The organism is Pseudomonas sp. DR208, assembly GCF_019823005.1.
Classification (GTDB): Bacteria; Pseudomonadota; Gammaproteobacteria; order Pseudomonadales; family Pseudomonadaceae; genus Aquipseudomonas; species Aquipseudomonas extremorientalis.
In genome coordinates this window covers 5252505-5266621 of the sequence record NZ_CP081944.1, presented here as the reverse complement: position 1 = coordinate 5266621, position 14117 = coordinate 5252505, and the positions used below count along the sequence as shown (strand labels likewise).

Below are 14117 nucleotides of genomic sequence, written 5' to 3'. Positions count from 1 at the left end.
CTGCGGCCATTGGTCGTAGAGGGCAGCGCTTGAGCATTGAGCATAGCTTGCAATGAGATGGACTCTACAAACCGCGCGCGGTTTCATGAAAGATGCCATGCCATTGTTTCAGAAGAACTTTTTCACCGGATACAAAAAAGGCCACTCTTTCGAGTAGCCTTTCTTGATGTTTGGTTGCGGGAGCCGGATTTGAACCGACGACCTTCGGGTTATGAGCCCGACGAGCTACCAGACTGCTCCATCCCGCGTCTGTGGGCGGCATTCTACAGTCCAACGCCGAGGTGTCAACCGTTATCGGGCCGATGGGTCAAATAAGTGTGAATTGGCCTCTGAATGTTGGTCATGCACCGTAAGTGCGCGATGGCAAAGATTTTTTTGTCTTACAATTTTCGTACATGACAAAACAGGCACGCACAAAAAAGGCCACTCTTTCGAGTAGCCTTTCTTGATGTTTGGTTGCGGGAGCCGGATTTGAACCGACGACCTTCGGGTTATGAGCCCGACGAGCTACCAGACTGCTCCATCCCGCGTCTGTGTGTCGGCATTCTACAGAGGAACGCCGGTGTGTCAACCTGTGAATTAAAGAAAAGCGCTTGTGGTTCAATCGCTTAGCTCTCTATAAAGGCCCCTTGATACCCCTCGGGCCCAGTCTGGCCGAGGCTTTCAGCTCTATCGTAAGGGCAAATCCGATTGAGAAAATAAATTCATCCTGGAATTTTCCTACCGCTCAAGCGGAAGATTCAAACTACTGGTGCTATATACAGGTGTGAGTGCGATACTGGCCACCCGTAGGTAAACACCCCGTTTATATGACGCAGCGCAAAATCATCCACGTCGACTGTGATTGCTTCTACGCCGCCATCGAGATGCGCGATGACCCGAGCCTGGCGCAAAAACCGCTGGCGGTGGGCGGCTCGGCGGACCGGCGCGGGGTGATCGCCACCTGCAACTACGAGGCACGCGCCTATGGCGTGCGCTCGGCCATGTCGTCGCGACATGCCTTGAAGCTGTGCCCGGGCCTGACCATCGTCAAGCCGCGCATGGATGCCTATAAGGAAGCCTCCAAGGAAATCCAGACGATCTTTCGCGACTACACCGACCTGATCGAGCCGCTGTCGCTGGATGAGGCTTACCTGGATGTGTCCGACAGCCCGCACTTTGGCGGAAGCGCCACGCGCATCGCCCAGGACATTCGTCGCCGTGTCTCCAACCAACTGCATATCACCGTGTCCGCAGGCGTGGCGCCGAACAAGTTCCTGGCCAAGATCGCCAGCGACTGGAAGAAGCCCAACGGCCTGTTTGTGATTACCCCGGACCAGGTCGAAGATTTTGTCTCGCAGTTGCGGGTCAGCAAGTTGCACGGTGTGGGCAAGGTCACGGCCGATAAACTGGCACGCCTGGGCATTGAAGACTGCCTGCAACTGCGCGAGTGGAACAAGCTGGCGCTGGTGCGCGAATTCGGCAGTTTTGGCGAGCGGCTGTGGAGCCTGGCGCGTGGGATCGATGACCGTGTGGTGCAGAACGACAGTCGTCGGCAATCGATCAGTGTGGAAAATACCTACGATGTCGACCTGCCGGATCTCTCAAGCTGCCTGGCCAAACTCCCGGAGCTGATGGAAACCCTGGCCGGGCGCATGGCGCGCATCGACAGCAGTTACCGGGCCGGCAAGCCGTTCGTGAAGGTGAAGTTTCATGACTTTACCCAGACCACATTGGAGCAGGCGGGGGCAGGGCGGGACCTGGAGAGTTATCAACAGTTGCTGACGCAGGCGTTCAACCGGGGGGGGAAGCCGGTGCGCTTGTTGGGGATTGGGGTGCGCTTGCTGGATCTGAGTAACGGCAACGAGCAGCTCGAATTCTCCTGGTAAAAATGGGGAGCAAATTGTGGGAGGGGGGCTTGCCCCCGATAGCGGTGGGTCAGCCAGCCTATCTATAGCTGACCCGCTGCAATCGGGGGCAAGCCCCCTCCCACATTTGACCGCCAACAATTTGAGGGGCTCAGCGTGCTCCAGGATCTGCGACTAGCCGCCCCGCATCCTTGGTCAGCGCCTGCAGAAACTCTTGCTGCAACTCGGGATCATTGCGGGTCAGTTCGATCAGGCTCTGTTCCAGTTCGCTGGCTTCTTCTTCCAGGCCCAGTTCCGACAAGCGCTTGACCCGGTGCACCCACTGGCTGACTTCGTCGTCTTCCAAGTCGTCGTAGATCAGGCCGTGGGCTTCCAGCAACTTGCCGCGCAGGGTGCTGCTGATCGCCAGGGTCGAGTCCGAATGCACATCGTCCTGGCCATCTTCCACACTGATCTTCAAGGTCGTGACGCGGTTCAGGTCCTGCTCGGCAAATGGGCTGTCCAACAGGTTCAGGCGCAGGACGCCGTTGCGGTCGGTGGTCAACTCATGGGTCTGCTTGCCGGCGGTGACCTGCACCGGGCGTTCGCTCCAGGGCAGGCTCGAATACTCCACGCGCTTGTCGCGCTGGACTTCATCGATACCCGCCAGGTTCTGTTGCGCACGGCCGTGGGATTGCACGTTCATGAACGGGTTAAGGCCGTCCACGCCATAGATCAGCCAGTCATGGGTCATGCTGGTCGGCAGGTGGCCGAGGGCGAAGATATTCGCCACGTTGGCGCCCGCGCCCGCCACCAGGGCGACTGCACCCAAGGGCATCTCGTAGAGCTTGCGCCAGGGCTGGTAAGGGGTATAGCGGTCGTAACGACGGGTGACTTCGAACTCGGTGACCTCGAAGGTCTTCTGCTCGTGAATGCGAACCCGGCGTTGCGGCAGCTCCAGCACTTTGGGCTCGCCGACATCGATCTGCAGGCTGTGGTCGAGCAACTTACGCTCGACCCGCTCCTCGTGCTCACTGCGTTGCGACATCTGGTTGGCGCAGCCGCTGACCAGCAGGGCGCCGCACAAGGCGGCGCCCCCCAGGGCTCTGGTGTTTCGCTTGAACATGACTTCTCTTGATCTGGTTTTCAGCGACGAATACGCGCCTGGAGGAAAGACAGCACGTCAGCCACCGGCAACGGTTGGGCTTCGGCTTCGGTCCGGCTCTTGTATTCCAGATTGCCATCGGCCAGGCCGCGGTCACTGACCACGATCCGGTGCGGGATGCCAATCAGTTCCATGTCGGCGAACTTGATGCCCGGGCTGGTTTTCTTGTCCCGGTCATCCAGCAGCACTTCAAAACCAGCAGCCGTCAATTCGGCATAGAGCTTGTCGGTGGCTTCGCGCACTTGCTCGGTTTCATAACGCAGCGGCACCAGGGCGACCTGGAACGGCGCCAGGGCGTCACTCCAGATAATGCCTTTGTCATCGTTGTTCTGCTCGATGGCAGCGGCAACCACGCGGGATACGCCAATGCCGTAGCAGCCCATCTCCAGGGTGATCGGCTTGCCGTTCTCGCCCAGCACTTCGCACTTCATTGCCTTGCTGTACTTGTTGCCCAGCTGGAAGATGTGCCCGACTTCGATGCCGCGCTTGATTTCCAGGGTGCCCTTGCCGTCCGGGCTAGGGTCGCCGGCCACGACGTTACGCAGGTCGGCCACGGTCGGCACCGGCAGGTCACGTTCCCAGTTCACGCCGAAGTAGTGCTTGTCGTCGATGTTTGCGCCGATCCCGAAGTCGCTCATCAGCTCGACCGAACGGTCGATGATGATCGGCAGCGGCAGGTTCAGTGGGCCGAGCGAACCGGCACCGGCGCCAATGGCGTCGCGCAGTTCGGCGTCGGTGGCCATGACCAGCGGGCTGGCCACGCCAGGTTGGTTGGCGGCCTTGATTTCGTTGAGCTCGTGGTCGCCACGGATTACCAGGGCGATCAGCTTGCCTTCCTCCTCGGCGCGCACGATCAGGGTCTTGATGGTCTTTTCAATCGGCAGATTGAATTTCTCCACCAGGGCCGCGATGGTCTTGGTATCCGGCGTGTCCACCAGGCGCAGTTCTTCGGCCGGCGCCGGGCGGGATGTTTCCCGTGGCACGGCTTCGGCTTTCTCGATGTTCGCCGCGTAGTCGGAGCCGTTGCTGAACACGATGTCGTCTTCGCCGGACTCGGCCAGCACGTGGAATTCGTGGGAGCCGGCGCCGCCGATGGAGCCATTGTCGGCTTCAACTGGGCGGAACTTCAGGCCCAGGCGCGTGAACACGTTGCAGTAGGCCTGGTGCATGCGGTCGTAGGTGACCTGCAAGGACGCCTGGTCAGCGTGGAACGAATAGGCGTCCTTCATGATGAATTCGCGACCGCGCATCAAGCCGAAGCGTGGGCGGATTTCGTCACGGAACTTGGTCTGGATCTGATACAGGTTCAGCGGCAACTGCTTGTAGCTGCTCAGCTCGTTGCGCATCAGGTCGGTGATCACTTCTTCGTGGGTCGGGCCGGCGCAGAAATCCCGGCCATGGCGATCCTTGAAGCGCAGCAACTCCGGGCCGTACTCTTCCCAGCGCCCGGATTCCTGCCACAGTTCAGCCGGTTGGGTGCTCGGCATCAACACTTCCAGAGAGCCGGCGGCGTTCATTTCTTCACGAACGATGGCTTCGACCTTGCGCATCACCTTCAAGCCCATGGGCAGCCAGGTGTACAGGCCGGAGGCCAGTTTGCGGATCATGCCGGCGCGCAGCATCAGCTGATGGCTGATCACGACCGCGTCTGAAGGCGTTTCTTTCTGTGTGGCGAGCAAATATTGACTGGTACGCATGGTAGGCCGTTGTCGGTTGCTTGGACTTGAAATGACTTGGGATTGTACGGGCGCCGGCTGCTGGAGTACAGGCATCAGAACGCAGAGGGGTATGTGGGAGGCGGCTTGCCCCCGATAGCGGTGGATCAGTAACACATAAGCGCCTGACAACCTGCTATCGGGGGCAAGCCCCTCCCACATTGTCAGTCTTCGGTCGGCGGACTCAACCGCGCCCGCCGATTTTCCTGGAACCAGTGCAACGCGATCAGGAACAGCGTCGGCACGCCCAGCAGGCAGGTGATCAGGAAGAAATTGTGATACCCGAACTTCTCCACCATCACCCCCGAATACCCGCCGATCAGGCGTGGCAGCAACAGCATGATCGAGCTGAGCAGGGCATATTGGGTGGCGGAGAACTTGAGGTTGGTCAGGCTCGACAGGTACGCCACAAACGCCGAGGTCGCCAGCCCTGAGCTGAAGTTATCCAGGGAAATGGTGAAGATCAGCATCTGCAGGTCCGGGCCCATGTCGGCGAGCATCACGAACAGCAGGTTGGTGCCGGCCGACGCCACACCGCCGATGAACAGGATCGGCAGGATACCGAAGCGCACAATCAGCAGGCCGCCCATGCCTGCACCCAGCAGGGTCATGATCAGGCCGAAGATCTTGCTGACGCCGGCGATCTGGTCCTTGGTGAAGCCCTGGTCAATGTAGAACACGTTGGCCATCACGCCCATCACGGTGTCGGACATGCGATAGGTGGCGATCAGTCCCAACAACAGCAACGCTTGCCAGCGGTAACGCAGGATGAAGTCATTGACCGGTGTCAGCACCGGCGCCAGACCCCGGCGACCCATGGCCGACAGGCACAGCGACGTGAGGGTTATATAGAGGATGGCGCGCAGGAAGGCGCGGTCTTCCATCAGCAGATCCCACAGGCTCACGCCGTGGAATATCACGCTGCCGAAGTCGGTGTTGAACAACTGGGTAAACATTGCCGGTACCGATACCAGCAGCACGATCAGCACGAACACCGATGCCAGTTGGTGTACGAAGCTGTAGCGCCCGGCCTGCAACTGGGTGCGCAGTGGCACATCAGGTTCGCGCATGAACAGCGTGGTCAGCAGTGCCGGAATCATCAGCACGCCGAACAGTACGTAGGTGCCGGTCCAGGCCGAGTGCTTGTAGTTGAAACCGGTGGAGCCGAACCCTTCGGCAAAAAACAGTGCGCCTGCCGTGGCCAGCAGCGCGGCGATGCGATAACCGGACATGTAGCTGGCGGCCAGCGCAGCCTGGCGGCTGTCGTCGGCGATTTCCAGACGGTAGGCGTCGACCGCGATGTCCTGGGTGGCGGAGGCGAAAGCCACGATGACGGCGATAGCGATCAGCCAGGACAAGTGTTTCTGCGGGTCGCAGAAGCCCATGCCGATCAATCCGAGGATCACCAGCGACTGGGCCAGCACCAGCCAGGAACGGCGGCGTCCGAGTTTACCGAGCAGCGGCAGGCGCCATTGGTCGAGCAGCGGCGACCAGACCCATTTAAAGGCATACGCCAAACCGATCAGGCTCGCATAGCCGATGGTCTCGCGTGCCACACCGGCCTCGCGCAACCACACTGAAAGCGTCGAGAACACCAACATGTAAGGCAGGCCGGCGGCAAAGCCGAGCAACAACAGGACTAACGTCGAAGGGCTGGCATAGGCAGCGAGCGCGGCGCGCCAGGTTTTACGGGGCATGGGCTGGAGTCTGCCTCAGATTTGCGGAAACAAAGCGCGCACTCTAACCGCTGTGCTCTACCGGGCGCCAGCCATGGCGCTGAATATCCACGCGATTGTTGCGGACCATGACGCCTTCATCGCGCAAACGCGCCCGTTGTTCGTCACCCGAGGCACTGCCCACCGGCAGGCTTATCCGACCACCGGCACCCAGTACGCGGTGCCAGGGCAGCCGGGTGTCCTCGGGCAGTTGGCTCAACGTACGGCCCACCCAGCGTGCGGCACGGCCAAGGCCCGCCAGGTGAGCCAGCTCGCCGTAACTCACCACGCAGCCTTCGGGCACTTGCGCCAGCGTCAGGTAAAGAGCGGTACGACGCATCTCGGCGGGGCTTTGCGGCGACTCGGCAGGTTGATTCATTGAGCGGCTATCCGTTTAAATCGTCGGCATATTTGTAAGAAACGTCTGTAAACATCGCGATGAACATTGAACTCGACCTCGATACTTGAGTCAGTCCTAGCTATCTAACACGATAATGCCTCCTTTTCGCCAACCTTGAGCCCCATACCCGCTTATGTTGTCCAGAACCCTGCTGTGCCTCGCTGTTTTCAGTGCTTCCACGCCCTTGTTGGCCGACACCGTCTGGTTGAAGAACGGTGACCGCCTGACTGGCAAGATCAAAGTCTTCGATGGCGGCAAATTGCTGATCCAGACTGACTACGCCGGTGCCATCCCCGTGGACTGGAAGCAGGTGAAAACCCTGGAGAGCGACCAGGAGTTGCTGGTCAAGCAGGACGCCTACACCGGCGAGAAAGCCAAATCCCTGAAAGCAGCGGAGGATGGCAAGGTGGTGCTGGCCAACGGTGAAGCGCCCAAGACGGTGGACTTGGCAAGCATCCAGCAGATCATCAAGCCCAAGCCTGTGATCGAAGACCTGGTGTGGAAGGGCAATGTGGACATGGCGCTGGACTATAAACGCGCCGACAAAGACACCAACGACTACGACATCGATTTCAAGACCACCGCACGCCATGGTCAATGGCGCCATACCGGACAGGGCGAGTACAACCGCGAATTCCAGGACGATGTCACCACCACCGACAACTGGGCACTGGAATACGATCTCGACCGCTTCCTGACCGAACACTGGTTCTGGCAGGGGCGCTTGACCTACAAGCGTGACAAGGTTGAAGACCTCTCGCGCCAGCGCACCGTCGGTACCGGCCCTGGCTACCAGTTCTGGGACGATGAGCTGGGGGCGTTCTCCCTGGGCTCGCTGGTCAACCGCACCGACTATGAATACGCCGACGGCGGCAAGGACAACTTCTATTCCCTGGCCATGAAGTGGAACTACAACCGCTACCTGGTGGGCAAGACCGTCGAATTCTTCACCAATGGTGAGGTGGGCAAGCCTATCGACGGTCCTGCTGAGTACTCGCTGGATGCGGAAATGGGCCTGCGCTACAAAGTCACCGAGTGGGCCTCCCTCAACCTCAAGGCCGAGCGCGACGTGATCAGCGGCGACTCCGACAGCAGCCTGAGCAAGACCCGCTACACCGCGGGCTTCGGCGTGGCCTGGTAACACGGTCGAACAAAACCTGCTTGGCAACCTTTGCCGATAATGATTACCTTGCGTTGAGATCCATTCCCATATGCCATGGGCGGCTGAATACCCGAGGAGTCATACGTTGAGCGCACAGGTTGCCAAGAACGCCCGAGAGCTGTTGCTCAAGGAATACCGTGGGGCTCTCTCCACTTTGTCCAAAGCCATGCCCGGCTTCCCGTTCGGCTCGGTCGTACCGTATTGCCTCGACGATCAGGGTCGCCCGTTGATCCTGATCAGCCGTATCGCCCAGCACACCCACAACCTGCAGAAAGATCCCAAATGCTCTTTGCTGGTGGGGGAGCGCGAGGCCGATGATGTGCAGGCCGTCGGGCGCCTGACCTACCTGGCCGAAGCGGAAAAACTGGAGGAGGGCGACGCCATCGAGGCGGCGGCCGAGCGTTATTACCGCTACTTCCCGGATTCTGCCAACTACCACAAGGCCCACGACTTTGATTTCTGGGTTCTCAAGCCCGTACGCCACCGGTACATCGGTGGCTTTGGCGCGATTCACTGGGTCGACCAGTTGACCCTGGCCAACCCGTTCGCCGGCAAGGCCGAGCGCAGCATGATCGAGCACATGAACAGCGATCACGCCAAGGCCATTGCCCATTACGTCGATCTCAGCGGTTTGCCCACCTCCGAGCCCGCCCAATTGGCCGGCATCGACAGCGAAGGCATGCACCTGCGTGTCGGCCAATCCTTATATTGGTTGCCATTTGCGGAGCCTTGCAACACGCCGACACAAGTACGCGAAGCCCTGGTTTCATTGGCCCACGCCGAGGCCTGGCCGAAAAAAGCCAGCGCCGACGCTTGAATTCACGAAACGGCGACGTCATCTAAGGTGGACTGGCAAGGCATTCTTGCGTTGAGGAACCATTTGATGCGCCCTTTTTTATTGCTCTTTCTGCTGTTCCCGGTGTTGGAGCTGTTCGTATTCGTTCAAGTCAGCAGCGCGATCGGGTTTTTCCCGGCCCTGTTGCTGATCATTCTCGGCTCGATGCTCGGCGTCCTGGTGCTGCGCGTCGCCGGCCTGGCCACGGCGCTGCGTGCCCGTGAAAGCCTGAACCGTGGCGAGCTGCCCGCCCAGACCATGCTTGAAGGCCTGATGATGGCCCTGGCGGGTGGCCTGTTGATCCTGCCGGGCTTCATCAGCGATGTGGTCGGCCTGGTGATGCTGCTGCCGTTCACCCGCAAGCTGCTGGCCGGCAAGATGCGCCAGCGTGCCGAAGAGGCGGCGATTCGCCAGCGAGCTTTCGCCGACGACCTGCAACCCCGTGGCGGCCCCGCTCCGCGCCAGCCGCTGGGGCGTGAAGGGGATGTGATCGAAGGCGAGTTCGAACACCGCGACAGCAAATAACCGCTTCATTGGCACGGCACCTTCGGGTGCCGTGCTGCGTTTACCCGCAGGCAGACACAAAAAATTTCATCCCCGGCCCCTTGTAATAAGCATATGCGCCCTTATGTAACGGTCACCGCAAGGTTTCTGGTGGTGACACTGGACAGACTTCCGCGTTTCGCCCCGCGAACCGCGACCGGCACCGCCGGAATTTAACCCGCCGGAATTGATACCGGCCGATGAAAAACACAATTAGGAGAGATCGACAATGAAGCTTCGTCCTCTGCACGACCGCGTCGTAATCCGTCGCAGCGAAGAAGAAAAGAAAACCGCTGGCGGTATCGTTCTGCCAGGTTCGGCTGCTGAAAAAGCCAACCACGGTGTGATCGTCGCTGCGGGCCCAGGCAAGACCCTGGAGAACGGTGATGTACGCGCGCTGGCCGTGAAAGTGGGTGACAAGGTTGTTTTCGGCCCTTACTCCGGCAGCAACACAGTGAAAGTCGACGGCGAAGACCTGCTGGTTATGGCTGAGAACGAGATTCTCGCTGTTCTGGAAGACTGATTTCCCCGCTCATTTTCCCGTTACTCCAAAGTATTTAAGGAATATCGATCATGGCTGCTAAAGAAGTTAAATTCGGCGATTCCGCCCGCAAGAAAATGCTCACCGGTGTCAACGTCCTGGCTGACGCAGTAAAAGCGACCCTGGGCCCGAAAGGCCGTAACGTGATCATCGAGAAGAGCTTCGGCGCTCCGACCATCACCAAGGACGGCGTTTCCGTCGCAAAAGAAATCGAACTGGAAGACCGTTTCGAAAACATGGGCGCGCAGCTGGTCAAAGACGTTGCCTCCCGTGCCAACGATGACGCAGGCGACGGTACCACCACCGCGACCGTCCTGGCCCAGGCGATCGTCAACGAAGGCTACAAGGCCGTCGCTGCCGGCATGAACCCGATGGACCTCAAGCGCGGCATCGACAAGGCGACCATCGCCATCGTTGCCGAGCTGAAAAACCTGTCCAAGCCATGTGCCGACACCAAGGCTATCGCTCAGGTAGGCACCATCTCCGCCAACTCCGACAGCTCCATCGGTGACATCATTGCCCAAGCCATGGAAAAAGTCGGCAAGGAAGGCGTGATCACCGTGGAAGAAGGTTCGGGCCTGGAAAACGAACTGTCGGTTGTCGAAGGCATGCAGTTCGACCGTGGCTACCTGTCCCCGTACTTCGTCAACAAGCCGGAAACCATGGTTGCCGAGCTGGACAGCCCGCTGATCCTGCTGGTCGACAAGAAGATCTCCAACATCCGCGAACTGCTGCCAGTGCTGGAAGCCGTGGCCAAAGCCGGCCGCCCACTGCTGATCGTTTCCGAAGACGTTGAAGGCGAAGCCCTGGCGACGCTGGTTGTGAACAACATGCGTGGCATCGTTAAAGTCGCAGCCGTCAAGGCGCCAGGCTTTGGCGACCGTCGCAAGGCCATGCTGCAGGACATCGCCGTATTGACCGGCGGTACCGTTATCTCCGAAGAGATCGGTCTGAGCCTGGAAAGCGCCACCCTGGAACACCTCGGCAGTGCCAAGCGCGTGACCATTTCCAAAGAAAACACCACCATCGTTGACGGTGCTGGCGTTGAAGGCGACATCGAGTCCCGTATCGCTCAGATCCGTGCCCAGGTTGCCGAAACTTCCTCGGACTACGACCGTGAAAAACTGCAAGAGCGTCTGGCCAAGCTGTCCGGCGGCGTTGCAGTGATCAAGGTTGGCGCCGGTTCCGAAGTTGAAATGAAAGAGAAGAAGGCCCGCGTTGAAGACGCCCTGCACGCAACCCGCGCAGCCGTTGAAGAAGGCGTGGTACCTGGCGGTGGCGTTGCGCTGATCCGTGCTCTGGAAGCCCTGACCAACCTGACCGGCGACAACGCTGACCAGAACGTGGGTATCGCTGTGCTGCGTCGCGCTGTTGAAGCGCCGCTGCGTCAGATCGCTGCCAACTCCGGCGACGAGCCAAGCGTTGTAGTCAACGAAGTCAAGAACGGCAAAGGTAACTACGGTTACAACGCTGCGACTGGCGTCTACGGCGACATGATCGAAATGGGCATCCTGGATCCTACCAAGGTGACTCGTTCCGCGCTGCAAGCCGCAGCCTCCATCGGCGGTCTGATCCTGACCACCGAAGCTGCAATTGCCGACAAGCCTAAGGCTGAAGGCTCGGCTGGCGGCGGTATGCCAGACATGGGCGGCATGGGTGGCATGGGCGGCATGATGTAAGCCAGCCTTACCCGGCTCATAAAAAACCCCGCCTGCAGTGATGCAGGCGGGGTTTTTTTATGTCCGGTTGACCGCTCAACCCATGCCGCCGCGTCGCAACAGCTTCTTGAATGTCATCCCCCTGGCAAGCGCCGAGGGCACACGTGCAGCGGACCACGGTGCAGACGTATGGCCGAGCGGGCCTTGGGCAGACAGAGTCGCGGCTTTAGTGCGTGGCCTGGGTATGGGCCGCCGCCAGCGGCTGGACATGGTCACCTCGCCCAGCAGTTTAAGGGTGTGGGCGTCGTAGCCGGGCGACTTGATCGAACCAGTGAAGTCAGGCGCTGCGCGGCTCACGGCAGCCGCCTGACTGGCCAGCAGCGCGCTGGCGACGATACACAGCGATAGCATCAACGTGGATAAATGCTGTTTTGGGGGACGCATGAACGGGCTCTCCAACCGGGTCCAGAGGACGGGGACCCAGGGCGCAGGGGCAACCCTGGATCAGGTGGCGAGATTACGGAGAATGCCAACGGTTCACTGTCACAGGCTGTAACACGCAGGCTATTGAGGGCGCAGCGGCAGGATCAGGGTCAGGCGTGCCCCGCCCAACGGGCTGCGCGCCACCGACAACTCACCGCGATGCCATTGGCTGGCGCGTTTGGCCAGTGCCAGCCCGAGGCCGAAGCCGCCGGGGTCATCGCCGCCCATGGCCAGTCGCACAAACGGCTCGAATATCTTTTCGCGGTTTTCGGCGAGTATGCCGGGGCCGTCGTCGTCCACATGCAGCACCAGGTGCTGGTCATCCTGGTGGGCAGCACTGACGCTCACTTGGTCACGGGCGTAGGTGATGGCGTTGCTCAACAAGTTGCGCACGATCAAATGCAACAAGGCGCGGTCGCCGATCAATTGCAGGTCTGCCGGCTCGGTGTCCAGGCTCAGGCGCCGCTGATGCCCGTCGAGCAAGGCAAACTCCTGATGCAGCCAGTCACGGATAGGGATGGGCTCATGCTGCAGGTCGGCGGGTGCGCCCGCCATCCGGGCAAAGGCCAGGCTGGCGCGCACCAGGGCTTCAAGCTCTTCCACATCGGTTTGCAGGCGTTCCTGCAAGCGTATGCGCGTGGACGGGTCGTCGCTTTTGCCCAGCAGGGTCAAGGCAAAACGCATGCGTGCCAGCGGCGTGCGCAACTCATGGGAGACGGCCTGGGAAACCTCTCGGTGACGTTCGCTCATGGCGTTGATGTCGTGGGCATGTTGCTGCAAGGTCTGCAGCACGGGCGCCCATTCCTTGCCCATGGCTGGCAGCATCGCATTGGGCGTACGGGCCAGGGTGCCCAGGCAAACATCGAGTGCTTGCAGGTCGGCGCTACGCTGGCGGCGTGCGCGCAGACCGAACCACATCCACAGCACCAGCGGCAGACCGGCCACGCACGCGGTGATCCCATACACCGGGAATTGCAGCAGGTCCTTGACCTCGGCGGTTCCCCACATCGGGCCGAATTGGATCAGCGTTTTGTCGTCGAGCGGGAAATAGGTGATGTCTTCATCGCTGCTCTGCGCCGGTTGCTGGTGCTGAAGCATGATCAGCGCTTCGGGCGGCAGTTCGACCTCATCCAGGGTGACGAGCCGGATCGGGTACTGGAAGCGCGCGCGCAGTACCTCCATACGCGCTTCACGCTGGTCAGCCGGCAAGGCCTTGAGCTGCTCCGCCACCAGATAGCCCGGCCCGGCCATCAAGCGCAAAAAGCTGTATTCGCCGACAAACACCGAGGCATTGGCGCACAGCCACAGCAAATACAGGGTCAACGCGCCCCAGCCGGTGCCCGCGAGAATCGCCGTCCAGGGTCGCACTCTAGAGAACATGTCGGGCCTCTTGCGGTGTTTCGACAAACAGGTAGCCTTGGGCGGTGATGGTCTGGATCGTCACCGGGCAGCCCAGGCTCATCAGCTTTTTGCGCAGGCGCGACACGCGCATATCCACCGAGCGATTGAGCCCGTCGTACTCCAGGCCGCGCAGGCTTTGCAGGAGTTTTTCCCGGGTCAGCAACACCCCGCAGTGGCGGGCGAAGATCGCAAGCAATTCGAACTCGGCCACCGAGAACTGCAAGGGCACCTCATCGAGCCAGGCGAAATGGCAGTCGAGGTCCAATCGAAACGTGCCCCACTGGTAATACGCACGGGGTGCCTGGGGATGGCGACGTAGCAATGAGCGGATACGGGCCAGCAACAACAGCGGGTCGACCGGTTTGACCACGTAATCGTCCGCACCGACGTTGAACCCCGTCAGTTGCTCGGCGTTTTCGTCGAGTGCCGTCATCATCAGGATCAGGCCGGGGTACTGCTCGCGGATCTGTCGGCACAGGGTAAAACCGTCGATGCCGGGTAGCATCACATCCAGAATCAACAACGCCGGTTTTTCGTCGAGAATACGCTGGGCGGCACGGTCGCCACGGTGCTCCACCGCCACGCTGAAACCTTCGGCGCGCAGGAACTCCGCCGTCAGGGCGGCCAGTGGGCGGTCATCTTCGATCAGCAGCAGGGTGTCGGACATGAAAAG

Annotated in this window: 13 protein-coding genes and 2 tRNA genes; 6 read left to right on the top strand and 9 right to left on the bottom strand. The window is 60.4% G+C overall.

Annotated elements, in window-relative coordinates; genetic code table 11:
* Positions 1–171: 171 nt before the first annotated feature.
* Positions 172–248: transfer RNA gene (locus K5K89_RS23735), tRNA-Met, on the bottom strand.
* A 205-nt stretch (positions 249–453) separates the two neighbouring features.
* Positions 454–530, bottom strand: a tRNA-Met gene (locus K5K89_RS23730).
* 279 nt (positions 531–809) lie between these two features.
* On the opposite strand from K5K89_RS23730, the gene dinB reads away from it, so the two are divergent.
* Positions 810–1868, top strand: coding sequence for a DNA polymerase IV (gene dinB / locus K5K89_RS23725; RefSeq protein ID WP_222540367.1), 1059 nt, complete (start codon positions 810–812; stop codon positions 1866–1868).
* Positions 1869–1998: 130 nt separating this feature from the next.
* Here the strand turns inward: dinB and K5K89_RS23720 are convergent, their stop codons facing one another.
* The 4 genes from K5K89_RS23720 to K5K89_RS23705 all read right to left on the bottom strand — a co-directional run bounded on the left by K5K89_RS23720 (position 1999) and on the right by K5K89_RS23705 (position 6800).
* Entirely contained in the window at positions 1999–2952 is a 954-nt protein-coding gene (locus tag K5K89_RS23720; RefSeq protein WP_222540366.1) for a hypothetical protein, read from the bottom strand.
* Between the two features lie 20 nt (positions 2953–2972).
* On the bottom strand, positions 2973–4688 hold the full coding sequence (locus tag K5K89_RS23715) for a proline--tRNA ligase (protein ID WP_071489295.1): 1716 nt from the start codon (positions 4686–4688) through the stop codon (positions 2973–2975).
* Positions 4689–4870: 182 nt separating this feature from the next.
* A complete protein-coding gene (locus tag K5K89_RS23710) occupies positions 4871–6403 on the bottom strand; it encodes an AmpG family muropeptide MFS transporter (RefSeq protein WP_071489296.1) in 1533 nt (510 codons plus the stop codon).
* 43 nt (positions 6404–6446) lie between these two features.
* Positions 6447–6800: an MGMT family protein gene (locus K5K89_RS23705; protein WP_071489297.1), complete on the bottom strand. Its 354-nt coding sequence runs from the start codon at positions 6798–6800 to the stop codon at positions 6447–6449.
* 154 nt (positions 6801–6954) lie between these two features.
* On the opposite strand from K5K89_RS23705, the gene K5K89_RS23700 reads away from it, so the two are divergent.
* The 5 genes from K5K89_RS23700 (at position 6955) to groL (ending at position 11581) form a co-directional block, all read left to right on the top strand.
* Entirely contained in the window at positions 6955–7962 is a 1008-nt protein-coding gene (locus tag K5K89_RS23700) for a DUF481 domain-containing protein (RefSeq protein WP_071489298.1), read from the top strand.
* Positions 7963–8068: 106 nt separating this feature from the next.
* Positions 8069–8800: a HugZ family protein gene (locus tag K5K89_RS23695; RefSeq protein WP_071489299.1), complete on the top strand. Its 732-nt coding sequence runs from the start codon at positions 8069–8071 to the stop codon at positions 8798–8800.
* Between the two features lie 66 nt (positions 8801–8866).
* A complete protein-coding gene (locus K5K89_RS23690) occupies positions 8867–9343 on the top strand; it encodes an FxsA family protein (protein WP_016975517.1) in 477 nt (158 codons plus the stop codon).
* A 247-nt stretch (positions 9344–9590) separates the two neighbouring features.
* Positions 9591–9884, top strand: coding sequence for a co-chaperone GroES (locus tag K5K89_RS23685; protein ID WP_003193940.1), 294 nt, complete (start codon positions 9591–9593; stop codon positions 9882–9884).
* 50 nt (positions 9885–9934) lie between these two features.
* Positions 9935–11581 carry a chaperonin GroEL gene (groL, locus tag K5K89_RS23680; protein ID WP_071489300.1) on the top strand — a complete coding sequence of 549 codons (1647 nt, stop codon included), beginning with the start codon at positions 9935–9937 and terminating at the stop codon, positions 11579–11581.
* Between the two features lie 75 nt (positions 11582–11656).
* Here groL and K5K89_RS23675 read toward each other — a convergent pair whose 3' ends face one another.
* The 3 genes from K5K89_RS23675 to K5K89_RS23665 all read right to left on the bottom strand — a co-directional run bounded on the left by K5K89_RS23675 (position 11657) and on the right by K5K89_RS23665 (position 14111).
* Entirely contained in the window at positions 11657–12004 is a 348-nt protein-coding gene (locus K5K89_RS23675; RefSeq protein ID WP_222540365.1) for a hypothetical protein, read from the bottom strand.
* A 120-nt stretch (positions 12005–12124) separates the two neighbouring features.
* Positions 12125–13423: an ATP-binding protein gene (locus tag K5K89_RS23670; protein WP_222540364.1), complete on the bottom strand. Its 1299-nt coding sequence runs from the start codon at positions 13421–13423 to the stop codon at positions 12125–12127.
* Positions 13413–14111, bottom strand: a complete 699-nt coding sequence (locus tag K5K89_RS23665; RefSeq protein ID WP_071489303.1) for a response regulator transcription factor — start codon at positions 14109–14111, stop codon at positions 13413–13415. Before K5K89_RS23665 ends, K5K89_RS23670 begins: the two co-directional genes overlap by 11 nt.
* Positions 14112–14117 lie beyond the last annotated feature (6 nt).

Excerpts from the sequence above, each read along its gene's own strand:
- K5K89_RS23710 (WP_071489296.1), bottom strand. The coding sequence starts at position 6,403 with ATGCCCCGTAAAACCTGGCGCGCCGCGCTCGCTGCCTATGCCAGCCCT.
- K5K89_RS23700 (WP_071489298.1), top strand. The coding sequence starts at position 6,955 with ATGTTGTCCAGAACCCTGCTGTGCCTCGCTGTTTTCAGTGCTTCCACG.
- groL (WP_071489300.1), top strand. The coding sequence starts at position 9,935 with ATGGCTGCTAAAGAAGTTAAATTCGGCGATTCCGCCCGCAAGAAAATG.
- K5K89_RS23720 (WP_222540366.1), bottom strand. The coding sequence starts at position 2,952 with ATGTTCAAGCGAAACACCAGAGCCCTGGGGGGCGCCGCCTTGTGCGGC.
- K5K89_RS23690 (WP_016975517.1), top strand. The coding sequence starts at position 8,867 with ATGCGCCCTTTTTTATTGCTCTTTCTGCTGTTCCCGGTGTTGGAGCTG.
- K5K89_RS23670 (WP_222540364.1), bottom strand. The coding sequence starts at position 13,423 with ATGTTCTCTAGAGTGCGACCCTGGACGGCGATTCTCGCGGGCACCGGC.
- dinB (WP_222540367.1), top strand. The coding sequence starts at position 810 with ATGACGCAGCGCAAAATCATCCACGTCGACTGTGATTGCTTCTACGCC.
- K5K89_RS23675 (WP_222540365.1), bottom strand. The coding sequence starts at position 12,004 with ATGCGTCCCCCAAAACAGCATTTATCCACGTTGATGCTATCGCTGTGT.
- K5K89_RS23685 (WP_003193940.1), top strand. The coding sequence starts at position 9,591 with ATGAAGCTTCGTCCTCTGCACGACCGCGTCGTAATCCGTCGCAGCGAA.
- K5K89_RS23715 (WP_071489295.1), bottom strand. The coding sequence starts at position 4,688 with ATGCGTACCAGTCAATATTTGCTCGCCACACAGAAAGAAACGCCTTCA.
- K5K89_RS23665 (WP_071489303.1), bottom strand. The coding sequence starts at position 14,111 with ATGTCCGACACCCTGCTGCTGATCGAAGATGACCGCCCACTGGCCGCC.
- K5K89_RS23705 (WP_071489297.1), bottom strand. The coding sequence starts at position 6,800 with ATGAATCAACCTGCCGAGTCGCCGCAAAGCCCCGCCGAGATGCGTCGT.